Source organism: Treponema sp. Marseille-Q4130 (assembly GCF_014334325.1).
Lineage (GTDB): Bacteria > Spirochaetota > Spirochaetia > Treponematales > Treponemataceae > Treponema_D.
On record NZ_JACSET010000006.1, the window covers coordinates 1 to 25393 of the forward strand.

General features: G+C 47.3%; 41 protein-coding genes. All 41 read right to left on the reverse strand.

Going from position 1 to position 25393, the window contains the following annotated elements; all coding sequences use genetic code 11:
- Positions 1 to 277: hypothetical protein (locus H9I36_RS07290; RefSeq protein WP_187384716.1), on the reverse strand; the 277-nt coding region annotated here is incomplete at its 3' end.
- Positions 278 to 289: 12 nt separating this feature from the next.
- Positions 290 to 1969: a hypothetical protein gene (locus tag H9I36_RS07295; RefSeq protein WP_187384717.1), complete on the reverse strand. Its 1680-nt coding sequence runs from the start codon at positions 1967 to 1969 to the stop codon at positions 290 to 292.
- Positions 1959 to 2111: a hypothetical protein gene (locus tag H9I36_RS07300; protein WP_187384718.1), complete on the reverse strand. Its 153-nt coding sequence runs from the start codon at positions 2109 to 2111 to the stop codon at positions 1959 to 1961. The genes H9I36_RS07295 and H9I36_RS07300 overlap by 11 nt, the downstream gene beginning before the upstream one ends.
- A 23-nt stretch (positions 2112 to 2134) precedes the next feature.
- On the reverse strand, positions 2135 to 2545 hold the full coding sequence (locus H9I36_RS07305) for a hypothetical protein (RefSeq protein ID WP_187384719.1): 411 nt from the start codon (positions 2543 to 2545) through the stop codon (positions 2135 to 2137).
- A gap of 11 nt (positions 2546 to 2556) precedes the next feature.
- Positions 2557 to 3006: a hypothetical protein gene (locus tag H9I36_RS07310; protein ID WP_187384720.1), complete on the reverse strand. Its 450-nt coding sequence runs from the start codon at positions 3004 to 3006 to the stop codon at positions 2557 to 2559.
- An 11-nt stretch (positions 3007 to 3017) separates the two neighbouring features.
- Positions 3018 to 4142, reverse strand: a complete 1125-nt coding sequence (locus H9I36_RS07315; protein WP_187384721.1) for a hypothetical protein — start codon at positions 4140 to 4142, stop codon at positions 3018 to 3020.
- 19 nt (positions 4143 to 4161) lie between these two features.
- Positions 4162 to 4638 carry a phage neck terminator protein gene (locus tag H9I36_RS07320; protein ID WP_187384722.1) on the reverse strand — a complete coding sequence of 159 codons (477 nt, stop codon included), beginning with the start codon at positions 4636 to 4638 and terminating at the stop codon, positions 4162 to 4164.
- Positions 4616 to 5011 (reverse strand): hypothetical protein, encoded by a 396-nt coding sequence (locus H9I36_RS07325; RefSeq protein ID WP_187384723.1) that lies wholly within the window; start codon positions 5009 to 5011, stop codon positions 4616 to 4618. Before H9I36_RS07325 ends, H9I36_RS07320 begins: the two co-directional genes overlap by 23 nt.
- A complete protein-coding gene (locus H9I36_RS07330) occupies positions 5008 to 5520 on the reverse strand; it encodes an HK97-gp10 family putative phage morphogenesis protein (RefSeq protein ID WP_187384724.1) in 513 nt (170 codons plus the stop codon). Before H9I36_RS07330 ends, H9I36_RS07325 begins: the two co-directional genes overlap by 4 nt.
- Positions 5513 to 5902, reverse strand: a complete 390-nt coding sequence (locus H9I36_RS07335) for a DUF4054 domain-containing protein (protein WP_187384725.1) — start codon at positions 5900 to 5902, stop codon at positions 5513 to 5515. The genes H9I36_RS07330 and H9I36_RS07335 overlap by 8 nt, the downstream gene beginning before the upstream one ends.
- A gap of 3 nt (positions 5903 to 5905) precedes the next feature.
- Positions 5906 to 6322, reverse strand: coding sequence for a hypothetical protein (locus H9I36_RS07340; RefSeq protein WP_187384726.1), 417 nt, complete (start codon positions 6320 to 6322; stop codon positions 5906 to 5908).
- A gap of 63 nt (positions 6323 to 6385) precedes the next feature.
- Positions 6386 to 7729 (reverse strand): major capsid family protein, encoded by a 1344-nt coding sequence (locus H9I36_RS07345; protein ID WP_187384727.1) that lies wholly within the window; start codon positions 7727 to 7729, stop codon positions 6386 to 6388.
- An 18-nt stretch (positions 7730 to 7747) separates the two neighbouring features.
- Positions 7748 to 8257, reverse strand: coding sequence for a structural cement protein Gp24 (locus H9I36_RS07350; RefSeq protein ID WP_187384728.1), 510 nt, complete (start codon positions 8255 to 8257; stop codon positions 7748 to 7750).
- Entirely contained in the window at positions 8254 to 8964 is a 711-nt protein-coding gene (locus H9I36_RS07355; RefSeq protein WP_187384729.1) for a hypothetical protein, read from the reverse strand. The genes H9I36_RS07350 and H9I36_RS07355 overlap by 4 nt, the downstream gene beginning before the upstream one ends.
- Before the next feature lie 26 nt (positions 8965 to 8990).
- Positions 8991 to 10343, reverse strand: a complete 1353-nt coding sequence (locus tag H9I36_RS07360) for a DUF2213 domain-containing protein (protein ID WP_187384730.1) — start codon at positions 10341 to 10343, stop codon at positions 8991 to 8993.
- A gap of 118 nt (positions 10344 to 10461) precedes the next feature.
- A complete protein-coding gene (locus H9I36_RS07365) occupies positions 10462 to 10821 on the reverse strand; it encodes a hypothetical protein (RefSeq protein WP_187384731.1) in 360 nt (119 codons plus the stop codon).
- Positions 10818 to 11090, reverse strand: coding sequence for a hypothetical protein (locus tag H9I36_RS07370; protein ID WP_187384732.1), 273 nt, complete (start codon positions 11088 to 11090; stop codon positions 10818 to 10820). Before H9I36_RS07370 ends, H9I36_RS07365 begins: the two co-directional genes overlap by 4 nt.
- The gene (locus H9I36_RS07375) at positions 11074 to 11568 is read right to left on the reverse strand and encodes a hypothetical protein (protein WP_187384733.1); all 495 of its coding nucleotides are present in this window, start codon (positions 11566 to 11568) and stop codon (positions 11074 to 11076) included. Before H9I36_RS07375 ends, H9I36_RS07370 begins: the two co-directional genes overlap by 17 nt.
- Positions 11565 to 11858 carry a hypothetical protein gene (locus tag H9I36_RS07380; RefSeq protein WP_187384734.1) on the reverse strand — a complete coding sequence of 98 codons (294 nt, stop codon included), beginning with the start codon at positions 11856 to 11858 and terminating at the stop codon, positions 11565 to 11567. The genes H9I36_RS07375 and H9I36_RS07380 overlap by 4 nt, the downstream gene beginning before the upstream one ends.
- A 30-nt stretch (positions 11859 to 11888) precedes the next feature.
- Positions 11889 to 12797 carry a phage minor head protein gene (locus H9I36_RS07385; protein WP_187384735.1) on the reverse strand — a complete coding sequence of 303 codons (909 nt, stop codon included), beginning with the start codon at positions 12795 to 12797 and terminating at the stop codon, positions 11889 to 11891.
- A complete protein-coding gene (locus H9I36_RS07390; RefSeq protein WP_187384736.1) occupies positions 12787 to 12984 on the reverse strand; it encodes a helix-turn-helix domain-containing protein in 198 nt (65 codons plus the stop codon). The genes H9I36_RS07385 and H9I36_RS07390 overlap by 11 nt, the downstream gene beginning before the upstream one ends.
- The gene (locus H9I36_RS07395; RefSeq protein WP_187384737.1) at positions 12968 to 14662 is read right to left on the reverse strand and encodes a DUF1073 domain-containing protein; all 1695 of its coding nucleotides are present in this window, start codon (positions 14660 to 14662) and stop codon (positions 12968 to 12970) included. The genes H9I36_RS07390 and H9I36_RS07395 overlap by 17 nt, the downstream gene beginning before the upstream one ends.
- Positions 14631 to 15173 (reverse strand): hypothetical protein, encoded by a 543-nt coding sequence (locus tag H9I36_RS07400; protein ID WP_187384738.1) that lies wholly within the window; start codon positions 15171 to 15173, stop codon positions 14631 to 14633. Before H9I36_RS07400 ends, H9I36_RS07395 begins: the two co-directional genes overlap by 32 nt.
- Before the next feature lie 772 nt (positions 15174 to 15945).
- Positions 15946 to 16350, reverse strand: coding sequence for a hypothetical protein (locus H9I36_RS07405; RefSeq protein ID WP_187384739.1), 405 nt, complete (start codon positions 16348 to 16350; stop codon positions 15946 to 15948).
- A 13-nt stretch (positions 16351 to 16363) separates the two neighbouring features.
- Positions 16364 to 17167: a Mom family adenine methylcarbamoylation protein gene (locus tag H9I36_RS07410; RefSeq protein ID WP_222864664.1), complete on the reverse strand. Its 804-nt coding sequence runs from the start codon at positions 17165 to 17167 to the stop codon at positions 16364 to 16366.
- A complete protein-coding gene (locus tag H9I36_RS07415) occupies positions 17146 to 17784 on the reverse strand; it encodes a ParB N-terminal domain-containing protein (RefSeq protein ID WP_187384740.1) in 639 nt (212 codons plus the stop codon). Before H9I36_RS07415 ends, H9I36_RS07410 begins: the two co-directional genes overlap by 22 nt.
- A gap of 29 nt (positions 17785 to 17813) precedes the next feature.
- Entirely contained in the window at positions 17814 to 18131 is a 318-nt protein-coding gene (locus H9I36_RS07420) for a hypothetical protein (RefSeq protein WP_255422701.1), read from the reverse strand.
- A gap of 74 nt (positions 18132 to 18205) precedes the next feature.
- A complete protein-coding gene (locus tag H9I36_RS07425) occupies positions 18206 to 18952 on the reverse strand; it encodes an ATP-binding protein (RefSeq protein WP_187384742.1) in 747 nt (248 codons plus the stop codon).
- Positions 18949 to 19890 carry a DUF6291 domain-containing protein gene (locus tag H9I36_RS07430; RefSeq protein ID WP_187384743.1) on the reverse strand — a complete coding sequence of 314 codons (942 nt, stop codon included), beginning with the start codon at positions 19888 to 19890 and terminating at the stop codon, positions 18949 to 18951. The genes H9I36_RS07425 and H9I36_RS07430 overlap by 4 nt, the downstream gene beginning before the upstream one ends.
- Positions 19891 to 19901: 11 nt before the next feature.
- Positions 19902 to 20231 (reverse strand): hypothetical protein, encoded by a 330-nt coding sequence (locus H9I36_RS07435; protein WP_187384744.1) that lies wholly within the window; start codon positions 20229 to 20231, stop codon positions 19902 to 19904.
- Positions 20232 to 20236: 5 nt separating this feature from the next.
- Positions 20237 to 20422: a hypothetical protein gene (locus H9I36_RS07440; protein WP_187384745.1), complete on the reverse strand. Its 186-nt coding sequence runs from the start codon at positions 20420 to 20422 to the stop codon at positions 20237 to 20239.
- Complete coding sequence (locus H9I36_RS07445; RefSeq protein WP_187384746.1) at positions 20412 to 20735, reverse strand: DUF4406 domain-containing protein; 324 nt, start codon at positions 20733 to 20735, stop codon at positions 20412 to 20414. Before H9I36_RS07445 ends, H9I36_RS07440 begins: the two co-directional genes overlap by 11 nt.
- Positions 20736 to 20739: 4 nt before the next feature.
- Positions 20740 to 20913 (reverse strand): hypothetical protein, encoded by a 174-nt coding sequence (locus H9I36_RS07450; RefSeq protein ID WP_187384747.1) that lies wholly within the window; start codon positions 20911 to 20913, stop codon positions 20740 to 20742.
- A complete protein-coding gene (locus H9I36_RS07455; protein WP_370586959.1) occupies positions 20914 to 21207 on the reverse strand; it encodes a hypothetical protein in 294 nt (97 codons plus the stop codon).
- A complete protein-coding gene (locus H9I36_RS07460) occupies positions 21204 to 21395 on the reverse strand; it encodes a hypothetical protein (RefSeq protein WP_187384748.1) in 192 nt (63 codons plus the stop codon). The genes H9I36_RS07455 and H9I36_RS07460 overlap by 4 nt, the downstream gene beginning before the upstream one ends.
- Before the next feature lies 1 nt (position 21396).
- Complete coding sequence (locus H9I36_RS07465) at positions 21397 to 21822, reverse strand: hypothetical protein (protein WP_187384749.1); 426 nt, start codon at positions 21820 to 21822, stop codon at positions 21397 to 21399.
- 11 nt (positions 21823 to 21833) lie between these two features.
- On the reverse strand, positions 21834 to 22370 hold the full coding sequence (locus H9I36_RS07470; protein ID WP_187384750.1) for a single-stranded DNA-binding protein: 537 nt from the start codon (positions 22368 to 22370) through the stop codon (positions 21834 to 21836).
- 235 nt (positions 22371 to 22605) lie between these two features.
- Entirely contained in the window at positions 22606 to 22803 is a 198-nt protein-coding gene (locus H9I36_RS07475) for a hypothetical protein (protein ID WP_187384751.1), read from the reverse strand.
- 11 nt (positions 22804 to 22814) lie between these two features.
- Entirely contained in the window at positions 22815 to 23732 is a 918-nt protein-coding gene (locus H9I36_RS07480) for a DUF1351 domain-containing protein (protein ID WP_187384752.1), read from the reverse strand.
- Position 23733: 1 nt separating this feature from the next.
- A complete protein-coding gene (gene bet / locus H9I36_RS07485; protein ID WP_187384753.1) occupies positions 23734 to 24558 on the reverse strand; it encodes a phage recombination protein Bet in 825 nt (274 codons plus the stop codon).
- Positions 24559 to 24661: 103 nt separating this feature from the next.
- Positions 24662 to 25393: a hypothetical protein gene (locus H9I36_RS07490; RefSeq protein ID WP_187384754.1), complete on the reverse strand. Its 732-nt coding sequence runs from the start codon at positions 25391 to 25393 to the stop codon at positions 24662 to 24664.

The following is a 25393-nucleotide window of genomic DNA, read 5'->3' on the forward strand; positions in this document are numbered from 1 at the left end:
CTATACCAGTTAACCATAGTAATTCATCTTGGGAAAAATCCTTTATTTTTGATAAATCATCTGGAACAGAAAAATAATAGCTAACTATAGTTTTTTCACCTAAAATATTTTTTTCTTTTATATATGTCTTATCATTATCCCCATTAATTATAGAATTTAAAAACAAAGATTTTATTACAATATTTTTTGGGGAATACCATTCTGTACCCGTATATCCTGTTTCTGCAAATATGACGAAATTAAAAATTAATAAAGCAACAACAAAAATCTTTTTCATAACAAAGCTCCTTTATCTTGTTCCCGGCATTAATTGTATCCTGCGGTTTCCTTCCGTTATTGCCTGCAATAAACCGTCTCTTGCTCCGTTAAACGCTTGTTGCTTTATCGTCTGCGGCATCCAGTCTGTCGGTGATGTAATATTGATGGTTTGATTTATCGTAATATACTGCGAGGCATTCGCGTATGATACTGCGTTCGGCAAAAATGCACGCCCCAAATCCTGAATATCGCGGACTGCAAAAACCCAATCATCCGGCGCTACCTGTGTAACTTGTCCGTTGGGACGAATAACGCCGTCTTTGATTGCCCACTTCGGTTTTATATAAGACCCGAATTTACCTGGACCGCCGGCAGCATTTACCATTTCTTGTGTTTCGGGTAAAAATTCAGAAAACTCCTTTCGTATTATCGTTGTAAATCCTAAACCACTGATCCAGTAAGGCGCCTTCGTATTTTTTGTTTCTGCTTGTAACATCTTTATTGCTTCTACGCTTGCATCAATTATTCTATTTCCTTCTTCGATTGTTTTTGCGCCGACAGCATGTGCGGCGACAGCCTCACCGCTGATACGTGTCTTTTCTACAACACCTTGACCTCGTGTTATTTCACCTGATTGCACTCTTTTATCTACTTCAGCAAATTTTCCTTTTGTCTCATTCTTGAGACCTTTGCCGAAAATCATTTCGGATAAGCCATCCCCCACATTGCCGAAAAACTTCTTGAGATTTTCACCGACTTTTTCCCAATCCCCTTCCGAAATGGATGCAAGTGTCTCAGCGAGATCGCCGAACAGGGCAATAGCCGTTTTTATCGCAGTACCGGCAATGGGCTCGAGTGCAGTTGTTATTTTGGTAATAGAGTTCGCAATCCCCGTTATCTTTTGAGCGATCTCCGGCCCGTGATCACTTAAATATTTATTCATCCGCTCGAGTATCGGGGTAAGTCCGCCGCCGAGCTCGCTGCCGAAAAGCGATAAATTTGATTTTATTTGTTCACCAAACTCTGACAGATGTGTTGAAAAGCCGAATGCCTTTCGCATACTTTCATCGTCAACAAGACTTATTGTTCCCGCTCGTTCCCAAAGGCTCTCAATACTTTTGCCCGCTTCGTTGGCACGATTTAAAAAATCCGATCCTGTATTTCCGAGTAAACCGTTTACATACGTAGCTGCGGTCAACGGGTTCTTTACCGCTTGCCCCATACGTAAAATCATCAGGGCGCGATCGGCTGGATCCATTGTCAAGAAATCTTGAAATGATATTTTTTCAAACTCTATATTAGTTTGCTTCGCTTCCTCGCGGAGTTTTGCGAATTGATCGCTTACAACAGTAAGATTTTCACCGTTATCTTTTAATAATTGAATTTTCGTCGCAAGTGCGCCGACTGCACTGACAAACGCTTTTCCGTCAGATCCGACAATCTGCGCACTTATTCGCAACTTGTCAACGTTTTTTGCAGTAGTACCGATAGCTTTTGCAGTCAGTAGCTGCTGCGATTCAAACTTCCCCGACGCAACTGTAAGCGTACCGATCCCCGCGCCGACGATCGCCGAAGCGTTTCGAACAGTGCCGATAAAACGAGATAAACTGTTCGTCAGTGCTTCGACCGAGTGCTTTCCCTTACTAAAGGAATCGCGGTCGGCTTTTAATCCGAGATCGACATAAAACCCGCCTATGCTGTTAGCGCTCAATGCTCATCTCCTGTATTTCATCCCGTGCACGTTTACACGCGATACCTATGAGCATCTCGTCAAAACTCATAGGTATGCGTGCGTACTCTTTGCAAAAATCGTAGTAGAGCCATAAAAAAACATTATCACAATGTTTTTTCATAATCCGCTGCGCTCGTGCCTCTTTCAGTTCGTCGCGGCTTGCTCCGTTGGCTGGGAGAGCCGCAAATATTTTTTTAATATGTACCCGTACACGCAATCGGAAATCGCGATGAGCGCGAGCGGGTCTTCGCGGAAAAGAGGAAAGCCGTCGAGTAAATCATCGGGGCCTGAAAGACAAAAACTTTCCTCCTCTCCGTTCGGACACGTTACGTTTACGATTTTACCCGCAATGCACAATCTCATCAAGCGCACTTTCGCTTCAAACGACGCATCCTGCAATGCGCGACAAATTTCGAAACTGTTCGCGGTGTTCAGTCCGTCGGGAAACGATACGATAAACCCGTCCAGATAAGACGTATCATCTCCGAACGCTTCCTGTACGTGTGCGAGCCCGTCGTAATAATCCTTTCGCTTGAGCGTGATAGTTTCTTTCATCGTTTACCTCGTTAATTGTCGTCGGTCTCGCCGTAGTTCCAAACGACCTGATAATCCGGCGCGTCGTTTCCCTGTACGGTGATCGGCGGGCAGCTTTTGACGGTACAAGCGTAAAATGTCGTACCTTCCGTTACACCGTTTATATCCTGTGTAATGCGGATTGTTCCGCCGACACTGTCTCCAGCTTTTTGGAGAGAACGTGCAATTTTCACCATATCGCCGTCGGTACTGGTTTTAACGACGTTGAACGTCAGCGTACCCGCACCGTTATTGTTGGTAATCGTGATCGTGTTCCCGTTTGCAAGCGCAATGACTTTTGACGAATCCATCGCCTGCTGTGCCTGTACCATCTGCCCTTCGAGTTTAAATCCGTCGATCGTCGTCGGAGCACCTCCGTTGATAAGAGGATGTGTAATCGTTGCGGTAAACTGTCCGGCTGCAATTATTGTATGTTTTCCCATTGTCTATCTCCTTATCGTGTCGGCTTTGTGATGTAGAGTGTACCGTATACCGTTACGATACGTACGCCGTCAAGGTAATCGGCCTGCCAAGCGTTCGGCACGGTAATCGTGTCGCCGCCCTTCGGCAAGTCTTTAAACACGGGCGCAGTGATAACAAAGTTATCAAGCCGCTCCATATCGATAAACCCTTTGACGATATTTTGTAAAATAAGCAAAATCGCCTGATACGTCGAGTTGTTTCGGAAACTGTTCATCCGGCTGATAAGGTTTGCCGTCTGGACTTTGCACATATACGTGATGTATGCTTTAATCCATTCCGCCCCGACGCTCAATCCGTCGGAGTACAATGAACCTTCAGTAACGACGTTTTCCGTACCGTCTCCGACGTAGGTGTTATATCCGATTTTTTGTTTGTCGAGTGCGGCTTTTTCCGTCGGCGTGAGATTTTCCGCGTTACCCTCGCCATCGTCTTTGCCGGACGCTTTAATCGTCGAAAACGCTACCATATCGATACTGTTGCCGACAGGTGTACCAGTTTTGTTCGCCGTACTCAACGTGCGCCCGAGTTGTGCAAGCGCGGCATTGATTTTTTTATCGGGATTGTAAATCATCCGATACGTGCCGGCCGTATTTTTGAGTGCCGTAACGAGCGCCGCTTGTTCGGTGAGTACTGCACTATCACTTATGCCGATCCAGAGACGCGAATATAACACATCCGCTGCACACAAATCACAAAGCGATTTTTGCAGCGCCGAATATGCGTCCGCCTCCGCAATACCGAATTTAAAATACGCGAAAAACTTAAACCGCTCGTACAATATAGCGAGCGTGTTTTCCGATGCGCCGGAGCTGTCGTCGTAGATCGCCACACCGACAACCGCCGCTTGTGCCGATGTAAAAAACGGAACGAGCCACGTTTTAAGCAGCGCGCCGGTTACCGTCCCGTAATTCGCCGAGTTTACCTGTATAAGGCTTCCTGCCTGTGCCGAGCTTATACCGGGTAAATATTCTGTCGCCTTTGATACGGGCGCAAAAATAATAACGCGACTGTAATTTTCTCCTGCGATCGGCTCAATGACGGTTTCAATCGGAAACTGTACATTCGTCTGCGCAACGGAGTTTTTAAAAGTATCCATGAGTTATATCCTCCTACCCTTATAGTCCTTTATTGATTTTACCGTCCATCAATACGGCTTCCATTTTTCCCTGCGTCGTATCAATAACGTGATACCAAAGCACCCGAAACGTAACATTCCACGCGAGAACAGTATTATTTCCGTCCTGATAAAAGTTCGAACTTACGGCTTCCATACTGTCGTTCATAACGGCTCCGCGTACTTCCGCAAACGCATCTTGTACGTCGCTTCGAAGCGGCCAGAGTGCGACGCTCTGCGCAAGCTCTTCCGACTGTGTACCGACAAACTGTAAATCGATCGTTGCGATTTTTTCGATTACCGCACAATTCGTTTTTTCGTCGCTGCCTGATGTATAAAACGGGACCGTTCGCGGTACGTTGCTCCGTATCACATACGCGCACCACGTCGCGGGTTTATTTGCGTTTTCCTGCGGATTCCACCAATTACCCTGTTTCGGAATTATTAATTTTTCGTCAACCGAAAGAACCTTTGCCAAGATTCCACGTAGCGTCTTCTGTGTCAGTGCCATCATTGCCGACTACCTTATCAAGTGCATAACGGACAAATCCTCCCTCGTGCGTCCAATCCTCCGCAAACGTAATTCTGTAAACATCGTCGTCGATATTTACAAAATATCCCGCAAGACCTTTTTCGTGCGTCCAAAGCTCGAAGCCGGAGCTCTTCACAAGATTTCCGTTGCTGTCTTTGAGCGTACGTCCCTTCGTGTGCTGGAACAAACAACGGATGCGTTTGTCGCTTCCTGCGATTTTTGTAAATCCGCCGTTCACCTGCGCGTCCATCCGATACACGGTAATATGCCGAAACTGTTCGGGAAACGCGATAAGGATGTCGCCGTATACTCCGTTCATTTTTTCTCCACGATAAACGATAAATCGCCCATCAAATCCCCTCCGTCGATGAGCGGCGTATCGGAGCCTTTGCGCACGATTGTTTCGTCGCTGTTCGGTACGTGTTTTTTATAAAAATCGCTTCGCACAAACTCTTGTATTTTCCCGACAGTAAACGATGCGATTTTTTTCCAGTTCGTCTTTCCGCCCTTAACCGTTTTTTCCATTTCGGTTTTCATTACCTTAACAATTTCTTTTTTATTTTTGGTAATACCATCGAACAAAAACGGTCGAGCGGGTATGTGCGCTGTCCCGAAATGCAAATCGCTTGCCAGCACTGCAGTTTCGCGCTCGGATTGTATTGAGGCTGTGTATCTTTTGCCTTTTTTCTTTGTGTGTTTCGTCGCGACGTGCATTCTTCCCGATGGAAAACCGACCAAAACTTTTACTTCTGCTTCCCGTAATAGTTTTTGGATTTTTGAGTAGTCCACCGTATTGGTACATCGTGCCGTCAACTCCGATTTAGGCATAGATACCGAACCTCTCCGGCGCACTCTGCAAAAGCATCAATGCTTTTTGCCCGAATATATTGCTGTTGAGTTGCTTTAATCCCTCTTGTGCGTCCATGCTTTGGAACGAGAGCGAAGTACCTCCGATAGACTTTGAGTCTACGGCCATTCCGCCGTTCCCGATTACGCCGGATGCACGTGCGGGATAAAAATCGAGCAAATACCAAGCAGTCAACATATTTAGACAAAGCGTCCGTTTTGCTTTTTGCGTTTCTGCGTCAAGCACACCCCAGAGCGAATTTACACCCGAATACATGACGGAGACGGTTTCGTATGCGGCGTTTATTTCGTCGTCGCTCATATCGGGGAAATTCGCTGCATACAAAAAATCCGATCTCCGCATAATTTATTTATTTTCCCCCTTGTCGATTTTATTCAAATCGGGATCTTCTCCGCTATCGGTTGCAGACGGATCGGGATCGGGGATCTGTTCGTCGGACTTCGGATCGGGATCGACTTTCTTACCTTTACCTGCCGCTTTGAGTGCCGCAAGTTCCTGTTTCGCTTTTTCCGCTTCTTCGCGCGCTTCGTTCAAAAGCTGCGACGACGGTTTATAGCTGTCGGGGAGCTTTTTCAATACGCGGTATTTCTTTTCCGACACCAATGCATTGAACATCGGTTCCGAGCGCTCAAGCGTTTCGAGCTCCTCATCTTCAATCTCCGCAATATTTCGCAGCTCGCCGTCTGCGTCTTTTGCGGGAATCGCCTTTCCGATGCTTGAAAACAGTACCGGATATTGATAAAAACTTTGTACGTATTTCATGCGTGTTACTCCTTAATAATTAATAATTCCGTACACCGCTGCGATTTACGGAGTACGGATACATTATGCGTTGATGCCGAAGCCCGAATACACTTTTACCGCCTGCGGCACGGGAGCGAATACACCGGCATAGCGACGCAACACCGCGTGCTGCTGGTCGTAACTGTTCGGGTACACCGGATAGGTAAAGTTTTCAAGCGGAATACCCGCCAAGAGGATATCCTGCTTTTCGTCGTTCGTACCTGCACCGACTTCCGGCGCGGTGATAACAAGGCGATCGAGCGCCGTGTTGTTGAACGGCGTCTTTGCCGCAAGTAACGGATCGGAGTAAAATTCGATCTTCGGTTTGCTGCCGCTTTTCGTCACTCCCGCTTCGAAGTTTTCGGCGAAAATTGCCAAAACGCCGCGCGGGTTGTACGCATCGGAGTACGCCGTCGAAGTCAGCAAGTTGTACGCGGCCGGAGCCATCGCAACACGGATGATGTCAAACTTGTTGTAGCTCGCGTCCATAAACTCGCGGATAACCTGCGCAAGCGCTTTATACATCGTGCTGCCTTTGGTTGCGTTGCCTGAATCGTTGACGATCTGCGCAAGCGTATTTCCACTCCACGTCGTCAGCCCATTGATGTCAAACAATCCCTGCGTATTCGTATCGGCATTGCCGAAATACGTCAGATAGTCCGTTATCATGTCGAGCACATACTGCGCATAGCGCTGTTTTTCGGCCATGAGGCTGCCTGCAAACGGCGCACCGTTGTCACCTTCAGCACGCTGCATTTCTTCAACGGTAAAGTTGAAAAAGATTTTGATATTGATGATCTGCTGGACCATCAAACCCGACTGCACGTTGACGTTCTTTTTGAGGTTCGCGCCGACAGTGCCCGCACTGCCGAGCTGCGCCCAGCCGGAATATCCGGCAAGCGGGAGCGCCTGTACTTCGCCCCACGGATTCGATCCTGCCTTGCGCTTTACAAGCTCGCGCGCATGGCTGTACAACAGCGGCTGCCGGTACAGTTCGGGGAAGAACGACGCATTCCACGGCGAAATCGTCTGCATACCGATGAGATCGGCGCCGTCGCCCGTAAAGCCCGCACTCCGTGAAAATATGATGTCGTATTTTTGCGTTGCGGGATTGTACACTGGTCGAATGTCAACATTGCGCGCGTCTTTTTTATAGAGCGCTTCGAGTTCGGGTGTATTACCGCGGCTCGCTCCGATCATTGCGGCATCTCCGACGAAAAGCGGATTTGATACCGCCGATGCCGGTACTCCGTACGCAGGATCGTTCGCCGGTCCTATCGACAAGGTCGCATCACTCAAGAGTGAGGCAGCCTTTGAATTTCCGTTTACAAGCATATTCGCCGCTTTCGCAAGTCCTTTCATGCTTGCTGCGCATTTAATAATCATTCTGTTTTCCTCCCGTTGTTAATCCAGATAAATAAGCGCGCCGTTGTCGGGATCGAGTGCTCTCACGCTTGCCCCTGCGAGCTGCGTCCAGCCGGACGGTACCGCCGTCGCCGCCGGTACAAACTCGATCGTGCCGTCAGCGTTTTTGAAAATCACCTTTGATCCGATCGCGGGATCAGCTGCTCCCGTGGCGGTCTTTTTCCATCCCGTAAGCCACACAAACCCGTGGTTGAGCGCTGCGCACGGCATAGACGTAAGATACCGGTCGGGATGAGCGGGTGAGTTTTGCGCGATTGCATCGTCAAATACGCAGATGCCGCGTACGACATCCCCGCTTGTCAATCCCGCCTTAAACGAGTTTTCGTCCGTAGGCGTTGCCGAGACGACAACGCCGAATTTCAAGCCCTTGTCTGCACTCACATCGACGATACCGCCGATTTTGAGGTAGCCTTCCTGTAACGGTACGGCCTGCGCGGTAAGTTCAAGATCGCCCCGAAATCCGATTTGCAATTTCATATTTTGGTTCATTTTGCTTTTCTCCCTTTTGCCATATCAAAAAGCGCACCTAAGCTGCCTTCATTCGGCTTCGTTTCGCCCCCGATTGTTACGGGTATTTTCGGCGCGTTATCCGTCGTTGCCGTTTTCTTTTCGCCTCCCGATACCCCGCCTCCTTCACCGCCGTCCTTTTTCCCCGTGTCTTCAGCCATACGCTTTTTGACGTACTCGTAGATTTCCTCAAGCGACGGCACCTTTACAGGCTCCTCGTCTTTGGTCTCTTTTCCGTTATCCGGCGCTTTGGTTTCTTCCGCCGCTTTTTTTGCAGGATCGTCAGTTCCGCCGGATGCAGGCGGCGGATCGTCTTTTTTCGGCTCCTGTGCAGGCGGAGTGTCGCCGGTTTTCGGCGTCACTTCGGGCGCGTCCTGTAACGCTTCCGTGTACAGTTTTTCAAACTGTTCGGCGACTGCGCTCGCGGCTTCCGCAGCGACATTCGCATCTTGGCTTTTGACTTCCCGAAAATCTTCGAGATAGCGCAACAGCTGTGATTTCCCATCGCTTTCGGGTAAATCGTCGGTGAGCTTTTTCAGCGCATCGATACGGGATCCGATTTCTTCCGGCGACAAGGTATCTTTTTTCGCGATTATCTCGTCGAGCGCAGTTTTAAAGGATTCCGCCCCGTTGTCGGTTGTCATAAGCCGTCTTTTTGCGGCCATAAACAAACCCGTTAATAATTTCATAATTACCTCCGCGTATATAGTCATTTTTACGGCGCGTATAAGTCAAATATCGTGCCTTGTACTCGTTCAAAAATTGTCTTGCGTTTTTTTACGGATTGTGATATATTATCTGTAGGGCTTCCTGTGGTAAGAGCTTGATAAGCTTGGAAGACATAACCGTCTTTCGTACCCTGCCACCGTAGGGAAGCCTTATTTATTTCATCAATTACCTTGCTTTTTTGCCCGTATTGTGCTATAATATCTATAGCAGGTTGTGACGAGGTCTCCGTCACGTTATTACCAGCAGAGCGTGAAACCGTGCGGTTTCCTGCTAATTCTTTTTCAAACCCAGTTACAATCCATTTTTTCGGATTTCCATTCCATGAGTTTCGTATTACAGCTTTATAATTTTCTTTCTCGATATATATTCTGCCACGTTTATCCGTCATTGTAAGTTCGCCCGTTTCAATGACATCACCTAATTTTTTAACAGCACTATCTCCGTGTTTATCAATAATATGTGCCAGTCCATATCCTGTATGTTCTGTTTTGTTGGTAACCTCTCCCCATACTACGTCTATATCTCCTACATCTTTCCTGCTGAATGCCCCCTTGACTTGTCCGCCTTTATTCTTTACTAAAAAATCAATAGCCTTTTGACCGGTACCTTTATATTCAGGATAGTTTTTTTCTGGATAGCCGCTATCATCATCTTCTTCTGTTTCGCTGTTATTCTTTCCTTGATCGGCACCGCCTCCTCCCTTGCTTACAAACCGCCCGTTGCTCGCCGAATGCTCGTTGCCGTTCACATCCTGCTCGTCCCTTGTCATGCGCACGATGTCGAATATCGTTTGCCGCTCCGGTTCTTTATCGAGTACGACGGCATCCTCGCCGCCGCGCCCTGCAGGGAGCAACGCAAGGTGATTTACGTCGATGATCTCTTTCATCACGATGTCGTACGGCTCGCCGTGCGGACTTACTCCGCGCTGCCATTCGAACGTCGCGATATATCCGGGGCTTAACTGTTTTTCCCCTCGCTCGTATGCGCCTTGTGCTTCGTCGTCGTACAAAAGTACATTGCTTCGGATGCCGACTTCGTCCTTATCGTCAAGGTAATCGACAAACGGATTTTCCCCCGTGTAGCCGATTGTGAGATCGCGAAAATTACGACTGTCGACTAAAACGGACGGATGATGATGTGTCAGCGGCAATAACTTAAACTTGCCGCACGCGGCCGCTAACACACTTGCGGGGCGATATACCTTGTATATGTCTTTTTTCTCCGCCCACTCCGGCGCGCCGTCCTGATGAGGAAACGGAAGCCTGAGTGTCGGAAGTTCGGAGTATGCGTAATCATAAATGCCGCTTACGGCAATACGGATATTTTTCAGTTCTGCCATATATGCTTATAGTCATTTTTTATCGGCGCTGTCCTGCACTATTTTCTCAACGGTATCGCCCCATAGTTCCCATTGCTGTACGAGGGTATCGTAGTACAGAATAAGCGCTGCATAGTCTTTAACGCTTTTCGGTACGTCCAGCTTTTCTCTGTTCGGCTTCGGCGGCAGTACCGGAGGCGTTACCGGTACTGTCCTGCACGCGCTCGTTATTGCGAGTAATAATATCACCGATAATATCGTCCAAATCTTCATCACTTTGCGCATTGTGTATTCTCCTCAAAAGCTCTCCGTTCTCTTTTTGTATTTCACCCAACCCCCGCGTATGCTCAAGTAAGACGCGGATATTCATCGATTGCTTTGCAACTCTCCAGCGCAGCGCCTCATTTTCTTTGCTGATTTTCTTTATTATTTTTGCGAGTATGACAATAAAAATTGCCAATATCACAATCATTGCAAGTAAGATTAAAATCGCATTCATTGTGTCGTACCTCCGAAACGGATTTCTTTTATTTTGTCCATGACAATGGATAAATACACAGGGCTAAAACAGGCGGCAATGCCAAGCCCCGAAAAAATAACATCGTTTATCTTGATACTGTAGCTATCGCTTGCAAACTTAAATGCCGACCATCCGGCAATCCAGATCGCAGCGATTATCTGGCTTTTCAGCGATATCGGTTTCGCTTTTAACCCTTGTTTTACATCTTTTCTGCTTTCAGCAGATTCGTCATTATGCAGCCCTATCATCTTCGCCTCCGTCGTACCGATAACAAATCGTATAAAAAATCCCGAGCGCTTTTATCGGCGGATCGTGCGGCTCAAATAGCGCATCACCGTTTTTATCGACACATAAAAAATGTGTCCCGCTCGGACCGCCTTGTCGTATCTTTTGTATAAACGCATCCGCACGACGCTCTTTTACGCTCGCATACCATGTGAATACGCCGTTTCTAAAAACCGCTACTTCGACAAACTTGCCGGAGCATCCGAGTGTTTGTAATGCGAGGTTCGCAATCGCAGCGGAATTTGCCACGCAGTTTTTTTCTCCGTGCAGCGTCGTAATATATTCAAGTTTTTTCGATTTTTCCCATAACGCATTGATTTCTTGCGCGGTAAGCGCACGACCTGCTTTTAATTCCGCAAGATGTAACGCGCTCCTAAAAAAACATCCGATCCGCTGTATCACTTGATAAAGCGCAGGATCATTTTGAAAAAGATAATTCATTCGTGCCTCTCCTTTTTGAGCGCATCTTTGATATCCTTTGTGTCCTCTTTTATGCCGTCGATTTTTTCGACCAATACGGCAAGCAATGATTCATGCGATGACGAACGAGAATACAAATCCGAAAACTTTTCACGCGCCTTTGCCCGTTCTTCTCTATCTCTCTCTTCGTTTGTATTTACTCTTTGCAAAATCCGCCCCAACTGGATCGATATATCCGCAATTTTAATAATGACGCCGCCTACAAAGCCCGCGATTGTTATTCCTATAGTTATGGCACCGCCGAAATTCATTTTTTTACATACCTCCCTATACATCTATAGTCATTCAGCGTATTCAACCGGCACGAGCGCGCACCTACAGTTATAGTCATCCACTTCGTCCGGCAGTGCGTTTATATCGAATATTTGCCCGTCAAGCGCCGCATGTGTTGAGCGGACACGGACATCGTGAGCCGTCACCCACTTTACCTTAGTTACTCCGGCATTTACAAACGTCGCGATTGCCGTAGCTTTATTGAGCCGTGAAAGTTGATCACGCGCAAAAAATCGCGCCATACGAGCGGACGATCCGAGCATTTGTTTTGTAAGCGCTCGTATATCGAGTACATCCGATTTTCCGACGACGTAATTGTCTATTTTTTGCAATAACTTTCGTTTTAATAAATCCTTCTCACCTGCTATCCGCCTCATCGAATTATCGATATACAACCGTCGAATTTCTGCCATATTGTCGTTATAGAGCTTTTGTTTATCGATTGAAAAACTTTTGATAATGCGCTGCATGGTATCGCCCGCATCACCGCTGAATTTTTTCGAAAAACTGCTCTGACTTTCAAAAAATATTTTTTCGAGGATTTCCAAAAGGTCTATATTCGGTATTTCGTCGGTTTGATCGTTTTTCAGATTTTCTCTTACCGACGCGAGTGATGCTTTGAGATTCGCTTTTTCAACATTTTCTTTTGCCTCTTGCTCTATCTGCTCTAAAAACGACATCGTTTCTTGAAAATCGTCGTTTCCTGCGCTGTCGGTTATAAGTCTTTTTTCGCTTATACCGGCAATTTCCGCCTGCTGTCTAAATGTATGCAAGAGTTCTCGAACAATTTTTTCATATTCTTTTTTTAATAATTTTTTTATTTTGATTTCAGCTGCCAAATTCGGGTGCGGGAAGCCCTGACGTTGAAATCGTAAAAACGCCGACTTTGATCCGTTCGGAATAAAATCACTTGCCATTTTTCAGATACTCGTATGTAGTTTCCAACACGGGCGCGAGTTTTCGCATTTCGTCATCTGACGGTGTACTCGTCGGAACACCTGTCATCCACGACGATACGGGTATGCCCGCCCGTTTTGCAATCTCGTTCCACGTCAAGCCGAGCGATTCTTTTAGTTTCAATATCCGTTTAAATTCCTGTGTCATTTTTCACCCCCTGCATATCGTTTCTTCCGGCGTCGAGCATGTGCCAAAGGTCGCCGTCGATTTTGTCATCTTCACCGCCGCTTAATTCCTGCATCGTCTTTTCATCAAGTTCAACACTCGGAACACATGTATGCGCAATGTCTATCGCCGTCGTAATCGGTATACCGATCGCCGACAGTTGCCCCGCAATCTGTGTAAACTGCACACCGAGCGCGGCTTTGTCTTTGTCGGAGAGGATAACGCCGGTATCGGGCTTTATCGTCACTTCCGTTGCGTGTTTCGCCTGTTCGGAGTTTTTCCCGAAACACGAATAGACGAGCAGCTCGATACAGTTTTTAAAACTCGGCGCGACATTATTAAATAAAATACGGATCGCCTCGCTCTGCTTGAGCGTTACGTCGTCTTCATTGTCGCTTGCAAGCCCCGTACTTTTCTGCGCAAATAAAATACTCTCGGGTATGCTCGAACTCGCACACAAGGCAAGACGCGATTCCGAAATAAGCTGCTGAAATCCCGTATACGTACGTTCGAGTATTTTTATTTCACCGATTGCGTTTATCGCTTTCGGATGCAGCATACTCCATTCGCGCATCTGCCGTTCGTTTTCCTTGAAAAATAATTTTGCATAATCCGGTCCGTTTTCGGTTATGAGCCCGTCAGCGGGCAAACTGTGATACATCAATGACATCTGCTGTGCCATAATCGGGAGGGACATTTTCATAATTTCGTAGCCTTCGTAGTCTTTGATCCAGCCCTCAAAATCCGACGTAGACCATCCCATTTGCTTTATTGCACCCCAAAACGGGAGTTTTACGGGGCGTATCATCGCCATACGCTGTGTACTCACTCGACACCCGCCGAGCGGTATAAATAGGCTGCGGGCATAAAGATAATCCTGCGCGGTGATATTTGTCTCCGGCGTAAACACGCAGTTCCAGCGATCGGCGGTAACCCAATATTTGATAAAATTTTTCTCTCCGACCTTTTTCAAAAGCTCCTGTATACCAGCCTGTGTACGAACAGGATTATCGCCGTCGAGAACAGGATATACTACCGCACCGCCGAACGTGAGTGCCTGTGTTATCCCTTGTGCGTATGCGTCGGTAAATCCGCACTTGTCCGCATACTCCTCAAGCGTTTGTATGTCATCGGGTGTAAACGCGGCGCATTGAAAACGCACCCCGTCGAGAGAAAGACAGCCTGCTTTTTTGTTGATGATTTTCGCCGGTAACCCGCCGCTTGCGTAGTAGCTCGTTGCTTCCGTCGGCGTAATTGATACGGGAATAAAACTCTGCGTACTCATACCCGGATCGATAAACGTACCGATCCCGCTTGTCGGGTTATAGTAGCCGTCCTGCGTGATACCCTTTTGCGCCTGCATCGCTTTTTGCGCATATCGCTCGCGGATAAACACGTCAATATTTTCCCGCGTTTTCAGCCTCAACGCTTCACGCATTTCCTGTACGCTCTGCACCGCACCGTCGGTTGCAATATTTGTGCGTACCTCGTCATAGAGCGTATCGCGGATCGCTGAAAGTTCGGATGCGTCGAGCGTTATTTCTCCATATCCGTCGTTTGTCGTTTCCGCGCATTCCGCTTCGTGACGAGCTATAATGTCAAATATACGTTTGTGATTTTTGTTTTTTTCAGTTTTTGCCAACGATTTGAAGGTAGCCATTTTCTTTTACATTCTCCCGTGATAAATCTTTTAAGTTTAAAAAATCCGCGTCGCTTCGAACGATGCGATAAATTACATATTCAATCGCATCACAAATGTGATCAGGTGCATCCTCACCTTTGCCTTTTTCAGGCATTCCGTTTTCCGCATACTGCCTTGTTTTAAGTGCCTCCGACACGATGTCCGTCTCGCGCGTATCAAAGATGTGCAACAGCCCCATGCGAAACAGTTTATTGACGTAAAACACGCGATCGATAATGCGCGGATTTACGCTCCCAATACGGCACTCGATACCCTGCTCGATGATCTCATCGCGGTAGCCCCGCAATATCTCTTTGCCCGAACAATCGGGGTACCAGAGTATGCGATGATGCGGATAAGTAGCACGCATTTTCACCGGAGCCGTTCCGATATCCTCGAAGCTCCATCCCCTCACTATATATAGTCTTTTATCCTTTTTGATTATTGCGGCAGCTTTGGAAAAACCGGAGTTAAGGTCCTGCCCGACCATAATCACGTACTCCGCTCCAATATCGAACGGTCTACATTTACATTTGCAATCGTCATAATCGGGATATACCCGCCCCGTACGTAAGTTTACAAATCGTCCCTCGAGATATGCCATGCGCTCGTTATCGTCATAAATCGCATAGAGGCTATCGACGTAGCTCCGCGCAAGTGTCGTATTCGCCCTCGTCTCGCCCCGTACAAGCATGTATCGCTGCTTTGCCCGTTTAAGCTCTTGTACAACATTGTACAACCCGCGATAGCCCTGCACCGTCGTAAAATACGCAATATACGGTATACGTCCATCGGGTAACACGATACGAGTACGCTCGCGAATTGCCTTATTTGCGGCAAGCACCTTTTGCTGTGAAAGCTCATCGATTTCGTCGCATAAAAAAATGCTGACGTTATAGGCATAAACATCTTCAGGTTGTTCGATTGCAATTAAAAAAAACGTTATTGTACCGATAACAAGCGTATTATCCTGTCGATTAAAACTATAAATACTGTGCGTGCGCTTGAGTATGGCAAATAAATCCTTGAGTACGGTTTTTTTAATGAGCGTTATCGTTGTACTGCCAATACCGACTGCGACATCGTGTCCGTTATAGGTTTTTACAATGTCAAGGATTGCAAGCACAATACAAAAACTTTTCCCACACCCGTAGCCGCCTGCAAGGATAAACCAGTCAAAATCCGGCAAAATATGCGGTCCTGCAACCATTTGCCGTTGATGAATAAACGGAGTAATATTGTTTTCATTCGGTACGATGCGCTTATTCGCCATCGCCTTTCCCGAGTTCTACATTGCTTGCCTTGACAAGTTCGTCTTTGTTTATGCTATTTTCGCCAGAAAAATTGATATTTAATGGATCGGTCGAATCAAGGCGTATCGTCGGTGTGTCCTCATACCCGCGCTGGCGGCCTTTTTTCGAAAGCACCCATTTAGCCGTAGAGATATCACCCTCTTTTACTGCCTTAAATACCTGTCCTTCTGCGAGATCAAGTATCTTTTCCGTTTCGGCACTGAACGCTTTTTTTGTTTCTGCCCATCGGTTTATTAAACTTCGCGCTGTATCCCACGAGCAATTAAGACGATGAGCAACAGTTAATACAATTCCGACGCTCCCGTCTATAGCTTCAAGTACCGTTTCTTTTTTTATCCCTCGATAGCTTGCCATATTTCACCCATTCTCAATTTTTACAATTTACTCTCTCGGACGTATCGGAGTTTTTTCTGTTTCTATCTTCTTTCCACGACACTCCCTGCGCGTGCCGTTCTGTCATCGTAACCCGTTCGCCCTTATACATCCCCGCGCCCAGTTCGTCTATTTTAGAAAACGGTATAATCGGCACCGTAAGGCGATCCCGTGCCCTGCGGTCTATAAAATATATATATCGCAGTTGATAACCAGTTAAAACCTTTCCCCTTGTCACCTCTACGTATTTCTTGAAATCAAACTTTCCGCCGGTAATATCATAATAAGAATTTCCGCCAAGCTCCTTTCTAGGCGCCTTAGGATTAGATTCAAGGGTCATCTTGTGTACCTTATCTCCGTTCGGGAGTTGCACAAGGTTTTCATTTTCTTTGATACCCGTTAGCACAAAATTACTCGCCCGATAAATCGTACCGTCTCCGCACGAACAGCCGTCAGCAAACGATACAATCCATTTTATTTGCGGCGCATTCTTTCTTATTAGTTTTATGCTTTGTGATATGCAATGTGACTCGGAAAAACGCGGCAAATAATCGTCAAAAGCCATGCGGTTAAGCTCTAAAAACTCGTTCCACCCAGTCCCACTAACAAGGGCGACCATTTTTGATTTATCCAGTGACGGGCCGTAAGACAGAACCCCGTGTAAACGACCATCGAGAAAAGCACCAAAATGCAAACAGGAGTTGTTTACAATTTTACCGCTGTAATGATGTGTTTTAATAAACGGATTTGCAATTTTAGACGGGATAACCCTTATCATTACCTCTTTTGCTCTGCCCACTGCCTTACCACCTCATATAACGCATTACCGTTTTTATTTGTATTGCCAAACGTCTCCTCAATATGATCCGCAACCTGATCTAACGCATACTCGATTAACGCCTTTTGCCGCTCGTGCAGTGTAAATGTTATTTGGCAAATCTCGCTTTTGTCGCCGTCGGCAAGCTGAAAATCTGTGCCAAAATCCTCAACGTTTGCCTCAAGACCTGCAAAGTCTATAAAACCACTAGGTAGCTGCAAGTCGTCAAAATCTATATCAATTTGTCCGACAAAATCCGCAACGCTCTCCTCTGTCATTTGCCCGTAAGTAGAATTCAACCGAAGCAATAGATTCTTCGCGTCCGCCGCGTCCTTTGCGTTTACGTAAACAACGGGTAAATCGGGTATGCTCTCGCCGGCAGCCGTCATACGTTGCAACGCGCCGAGCCTGCCGTGTCCGTCGAGTACGTGATTTACCCCGTCGTGCTGCCAGACAAAAAACGGAAAAGCAAAACCATATTTATTTATGCTCTTTATGATTTTACTATAATCGTCTTCCGTGCGTTTTTTTAGCCCGCCTTGAAATTCGGTCAATGCCGACAATGGCAGGGTGTCGTTTGTTTTACAGGTTATCTCCATACATATATAGTCATTTTTGTTTTATACGCTTACAGGTAATCCACATACGTTATCAATTTGTCGACTTTGCGCGTGTAGTACAATTCGTGCCGCACTCGCAAAAATAAATACGCCGTAAAACTTTTTGCAATAAAAAACGTCGGTACGCGCTTGTATCGCGCGATGATGTACGTTATCGCGTTATGCGCCTTTTCCGCCTTGTCATCGCGGCTCAATAGCTTGACTTTCCAATTTTGCTGTCCTTCTGTGGCGATATAACGCCGAGAAATTACATAGCCAAGCTCGTACATTTTTGAGAGCGCATTTTCTTTCCCCTCGACTTTGTACTGGTACTGATATTCGAGCAACTGCTCATTATCGTCTTGCGGGGCGTCATAATGCGGTATTCTCGCAACGTCAATTTTTGGCTCCTCACCGTCCGCTACACTCTCCAACTCTCGCATCCCACCGTTGATATCAAAATTTTCGTCGGATTGAGCCGGTCGATTACGGCCGAGCCGACATAGCCCGCGAAATCATCAAGCGACAAATTGCTGATGTATACCGTGCTTTTTTGCCGGCCATCCGCAATGTCGAAAATCGCGTCCTGCTCCCACTGCGTTTTTTTCCGCCCGATTTCATCGACGACAAGAAAATCCGCGAGAGTAAGCTCGTAGGAAATTCTGTCGCGGGTTTCGTGCGATCCGAACGCTTCGGCGGTTTTATACCGCGCCGAAAGCGTCGAGCCGGTAACGTAATCGCCCGACCAGTACGCAGGCAAATCATACGTGCTACCGCGCTTTTGTGTGTGTATAAGCTCGTGTATCATCCAACACGCGAGGTATGACTTCCCGATCCCCGATTCGCCGAGCATTAAAATTGACACGGGCTTCCCCGCCTTGACGAGTTCGAACGCATTTAGAGCGTCGCGGTAAAACCTCGCCCGCGCTTCGCTTCCCGCCGTATTGAGTTCGTGCGGCATATCAAAAAACTTCGGCGGCACGATTTTGTGATACGCACTTTCGGCAAGCGTCGCGTAGTATTCGCGCTCGACTTCCCGTGCCCGATTGTCCCACTCGCTCGCCACTTCGGGGTCTGCGAGTAAGTCGTCGCGGATTTTCTGGAGCCGAGCGATTTCGGTGTCGATCGCGCACCCGATTGAGCGTATTTGTGTGTGTATGTCGCTCATGCGTATACCCCCGTTTTCCAACTTTTGACGATTTCGCTCGCCTTTGATTGCTGGCTTTGATCGCCGTCCATGCCGTTTTTCGGCGGTGAGCCGCCCCTACTCGTATGCGGGTGTATCATCTGCACATAGAGCACCGGAAATTTCTCGCGGAGCTTTGCACCGCTCATGATATTCGGCAGCCAAAAATTACCGTCGGTTTTTACCCAGCGAATAACTTGCTCGATGTCGTCGTAAGAGCGCTTGTCAAGACGATTGAGCTTGTCTATGTCGGTTGCCCATGTTGTAATATGCTTTTCACTCGGCGCATAGGCACTGTCATAGTTTTTGTGTAGAGCGGCAAGCAAATGAGCAAGCTCCAGTGCTTTATCCGGCGGTGTTATGCGATTTATTTTTGTTTTTGGCGGCGCTTCAGGAGGAATGCCCGAAACCCCCGTAGGGGGTTCGGGTAAATCATTTACATTTTCCTTTACATTTGCATTTGCATTTACATTATCATTTATGGTTTGTGGAATTACACAAACGGGTTTATGTAAATGTAAAGAGTTTATGTAATTTCCCAATTCCGCATCGGAGACTTCATTTAATACTTTATAAATTAAGCTGATAGAGCATTCATACTCGTCAGCAATACGACCGACCGGCACTCCGTCATGATTTTCTAAAGCAATTTGTAATTTTTCTTCTTGCGTAAATCGTTCAGGACGTCCGCCTTTTTTACCGTTTTCTACGTCTTGTAAATAGCTGTTGCGCTTAACTATATTTGCGTCAATCTGCGGTTTGATAAGTGTAAAAATTATTTTTAAAACACCGGTTAATTTCGGCCATTTATCAAAAATAGCATACTCGTTTATCGCCCGCATAAGTTTTCCGTACTGCTCGTTGTCGAGCGTGTCCATTGCTTCAGCAAATGATGCGTAAAATACAAAACTGTCAGCCATTTTATCTTCCCCTACTTTGCAAGTATTAACGCCAGTTCAAATATCACAAGGCAAAACCCATAAAAGATTACTTTTATTTGATCGCCACTTGTATATCCCAGTGTCATATTCGTCGTGATATAAAATATATATGATGCCACGAGCATTCTCTTTACTATTCCCCAAAACTTCTTTTTGCTCTTTTGTATTTTTCTACCTGCGTTAAATGCTTCTTGTAGTTTATCTTCTGCATAATAAGCAATCATCGCCCATTGCTCTGCGTTTTCGCTTTCGCTGTAAGGTTCAACAGGTCTATCATTGTCGTAGTGGTGTGCTTTCCATTTTTTAAAAGTAAATGTCATATTATTTACTCATCCTTACCTTTAAAAAGATATTCGAGCGCCCTCTGGTGCTTCTCCCCGTCCATTTCAGCCGCTCCTTTTACTGGTCGCATCAAGCCTGTCCATTTGTTATACAAACTCCACGCCATATAATAATCACCGTTTTTGTAATAACCTTTCTTGACTTCGTAAAGTTTTATTTTATCGCTCATTTTTCCCCTCTTTTATCCACGTTTTAACCGTTTTTACCTGCATACCAAGCCGCTCGGCTATTTGCATTTCAAGCTCCATTCCCGCCGAAGCGTACTCCGGCGGGATAATCGCAACGGCATCGCATTGCATTACCAGCACTTCAATACAGCGGCGCATACACGTACTCCAGCTCCATTTGTCGTCGCAAATAGCAAGCGGCGATATTACGGTATAACCCGCGTCGGTTAAGTCTTTGTACGCCTTATCAAAATCCCGCTCGTAATTCGGGTTATTTGTTATTGCGCCGGACAGATACAGTACGCGTGATTTCATTTATTTACCCTCGTTTTTTTCTTTCGTTATCTTCGTGTTCAGACAGTTTGTTATCCGTCCAATCTAAAATCAATGTAAGCCCCTCAGCTATCAACATTGGCACCCATGCAATCATTCCAAACAAAAGAGATAAAAGATACACCGTCTTGTCTATAATCTTAATAATAATTATTTTCATTTATTTACCCCCGTATTTTAATAATTCCGTGTCGTATATGTTTTTACAGAGCGCGATACACGCTCCGTCATCGCGGCTTATATCAAGCACCGCGTTGCATTTTAGACTGCACGTCATACCGACGTTGTATCGGTGATCGATAACAAAATCGCCGTATTTCGCGCGGTTTGCTTTCGTATTTCCGATGCGGTGCGCCCCCTGCGCTCTCACCCCGAGAGGTGCGCCGCACACTTCGCATACCCCGCCGCTTATTGCGAGCGCGTATCGGCGCTGTTGCATTTGCTGTTCGGTCACCTATCGCCTCGCGTGAGTTTCATTTCAAAATAATCCCGATCGAGATTTCGCCCCGCCCATTCGACAAGCTCTCCGATCGTCGTGTTGTTGTCGCATACCTTTGTAAGCAACACGTCTTTCCAGTCGTATTCACCGGTCTGGACCGTTTCCTCAAACGAGGCAACGATTATCGGATTAGTTTTTGTCATCTCAATCCTCACGTAAAATTATTCCCAAGTCCGCCGCAAGTATGTGCGCGGCTTCGATGAGTTTCGCGCACTCGTCGGTACTGCTTTCGCTCTCCGGCTTCGGAGTTATAACTCCGTGAAAATCTGTATACGGATAACCCATCTGTTCAACTGCAATCATTTTCACAGCGTTTTTTACCGCTTCGTAATCGTTGCCTGTTTCGACGCATATCTGCATGATATGGCCATTGAGGTGATGATTTTGCGATCCGTCGCCCGTTGTGCGCGGGCGCTTCGGCGGCGCGATGGTAACAAGGACATAATCGTTATGTTTGTCGCGACACTTCGTAAGCTCGCGCTTTATCGCCTCGCGGATCACCGTGTCCGTCGGCACTGCAAACGCGATATGCCCTTTGACGTACTCTCGATGCAAAATAACCGTTACCATCGCCGCCGCTCCTAAAACGGTAAATCTTCGGGAAAATCATCGCTCCCGCCGAATTGCTGTTGCGCGGTAGGCGTTTGATACACCTGCTGTTGCGGTTGCATATAGTTCCCCTGCATTCGCGGCGGCACCTGCGACGGGTTGTCGCGATACGCTTCCTGTACGCGTCCGTAATTTTGCGGCGCGGGCGTACTCTCGGGCGCGGATGTCCCGCCGCCGAGTAACTGTACTGAATTCGCAACGATGTTCACTTTGCTGAAGTTCTGCCCGTCCTTTTGCCAGCGGTCCTGCTTCAGATAGCCGTCAACGGCAATCTGCTTCCCTTTGACTAGATACGGTTTCAAGTTTTCCGCCGTCTTTCCCCAGATCGTAACGTCAAAAAAACTCACCTCGTCCGTCCATTGCCCGTCCGATTGTTTTACGCTGCGATTTACGGCAATGCTCACCTTTGCGCACGCCGTCCCGCCCGTCGTATAAAAAAACGTTCGCGGGTCAGCGCCGAAGTCTCTTGTTAATCTCCCGATTACAAGCACGTGATTGATGTCCGTCATAATTTACCCCCGTTTTTGGTACAAACTTTTGTGCCGATTTACGACAAAAAAACTCCCGCGTCGTTTTAACCGCGCGCACCGAAGCACCGTATCGACGTAGCAATTTACGCAGTCGGGATATATTCGCGCGACCGCGTTTTTTAAGTCGTAGCCGGAAAACTGTTTCCCTGCCGGCATACGATCGATCACAACGCCGACCGCTTCGCAGATACTTGTAATATCTTTTTTTGCAAGTTCACCTGTCATTTCTACCCCCTTGCTTTTCGATCGCCACGTCGAAAAAATACCCCGCGTATTCTTTGCCGTTTTTGATATGCGTTTTAATCCTGCCGGACGTCGTCGAAAACCATTCGGCGCATTTAAGCACGGACGGAAAGATTTTCGATTTCGCCGCCGCCGTCTCGTACGCGGGGATTGCGATAACCGCCGTCATACCTGCCTCGCTCAAAAATCCAACCTCTCAAAACTCACGTACTCGATACCGTTCGATGTAAGGAGCGATTTTACCTCGTTGACTTCCGACGGCTTTATGTGGATTGTTACAACGTATTCGACCGCTTTTTCTTCCGCCGGTTTTTCGATGCCGAGTGCCGCTTGCGCGAGCCTGTCGATCGGCGCATCTTGTATTTTCCGCGCGTTTTCTTCGCGCACTTCCGCGCGTTGCTTTTCGATCTGCTCGTCGTGCTCTCGCGCTTCGCGTTCAGCTTTTTCCTTTGCAACCGCTTCCCGCTGTTTCGCGAGTTCTTCGCCGTAGTCCATCGTGTCGGAGATGTTCAAGCACATAAGATAATGCGCCTTGAGTGTCTCCGCGTCATCGCCGTACTTTTCGATGATTTTGAGGTCGGAATAAATCCGTTTAATAATCGCGTCCATCTCGGCGCTGATGTCGCTCTCTTTTGTCGTTTTATTTAGCCACTTCGGATTAAAAACTTTTTCAAGCGGTACGACATCAAATTTTTTCGAGAGCCAAAGTTCATTGACGCGTGCTTCTTTCGCACGTTTTTCTTCCGCCTCTTTCGCCTTGACGATTTCGTCGAGCTTCCCGCTTGCTTCGCCGATTTTCTTTTCAAGTGTTTTGCACCGTGCTTCAAAATCGGCATAAGGTTTCATAAGCTCTTTCATGAGCTGTATTCGCGATTGCGACAAGAGTTTTTGCGCGTTGTTCAATTCCGCCCTGTCTTTTTTCGCCGCGTCAGCGTCTCCGAGATACGTTTCGGGCGTATAGCTTTTGAGCTTCTCATCGACATACAGTTCAAGCCCCGCAATATTTGTTTCGAGTACGCCCGTGATATTTTTTGTGACGACCAACTGCAATGCGTTTGCCTGTTCAAGTGCGTTTTCCGTTTGTTTTTTTTCTGCCATATTATTTACCTACCTGTATTCCTTTTCGTTTGAGATACGAGACGACGCGGTCATACATCGCAATGACTTCCGCGTCGCTTCCCGTGCGGAGCGCTTCTTCGGCGAGTTCGTACGGCTTTCCGCTTAATTGATTGCCGTATTTTGTCAAAAGCATTTCAAGTTGTATTACCACGTCCGCAGCCGGTGTGTCGTTTTTCGCTTCCGTATTCGGTGTTTCGGCAGCGTCATCGGGAACTATCGTTGCCGACGCTTCGTGAGTGATGTCGCGTTCTTTCGGCGCGTCTACGCCCATTTCGTCATTGGTGTACGGCATACCGCCGAACTCGTCCGAAAAGCACAAACGAAACGCCTGCGCGATTGCAACCTTCCGCGTCATAAAGCTCGGCATTTTACGCCAGATCGCATTCGGCTCGCCCGTCTTTTTACTCGTCTGCACGCACTCGGTATAAAACGCCGTATGTGTAAACGGATGCGTCCAGTCTTTCCGCCAGATCGTAACCGTCGCGGCGAGCGTCCCGTCTTGCAAATTGCCCGTGATTTGCGCCTGCCAACCGTCGAGCTTTCCGATACGTTCCGCCCGTTTTAAGTACACCTCATAACCCGTTACGATCGAGCACTGCCGATATTGCCCTTCGCCGTATACCGTGCAGTAAATCTCGCGCTTGAACGGATTTAATCCGTACAGCCGCGCCATATTCACAAACATCGCCTTTTCTTTCGACAAGAGCGATTTTGTCAATCCGGTCGTGTCGAGATATTCCATGATTGTTTTTTCGTCTACGGGGGTGATTATCTCCGTAGGCTCTTTTTTAATAATTTCATTCATTCTTGCACCTCTTGAAAATTATTAAACGCGCGCGGCCGCTTGCGTTATTCGAGCGCGCGGGGCTTGCACCCGCCGTGTATCTTCGTTGCGCCCGACCTGTGTCTTATGCGATGATTTTTACATCGGGACACGCTTTTGCGATGTACTCGGCGATACGACGCATCGCCGTAATTCTCCACGCGCCGCCGTCCGCTTCAAAAAGCGCAACACGCGGTATGTTCTTGTCGTCAAGGCAAGTGCGGAGCAAAAACTCGCTTTCCGGCTGTTCGATTTCACGGAACGTTCGATAGGGCGCGAGCTTGACAATCGGCTTCAACGTCGCTTTTTCCGTCATTTTGCCGGACACGCCGCGTGATACGCCGACCTGTTGCGTGATGCCGTCGTCTTCTGTCGTGATTGCCGTTCCGCCGTGCAATTTGGAGACGAACGACAGAACGTAGTTCGTGTCGTTCTTTTCACTCGGCACAAAAAGGCTTCGGAATTTGATCGCGAATTCTTCCTGCGTCATAAATTGCCCGAACGGGAATTCTTCGACATCGCAAAGCGTGGCGTCAATAACACTTTCGCGCTGTTTGTCTTTGCCGAACAACTTGCTGACGAGAGCCACGTAATCGGTATCATAGACAACGACCATCACGTCATCTTTTGCCAGCCCGTCAAAGCCGTTATTGATATACGTGCAAAATCCCAAAAGGCTATGCACGGTGATCGATTCCGCGCGCGGTGTAAAATACACCGGCTGGAGCTTGTGCTCCGAAAACACCTGTCCGTCGACTTCGACGGTTCGATTTTGCATTGCAAGCTCTTCGATTTTGTCGATCGTTGCTTTATCCAT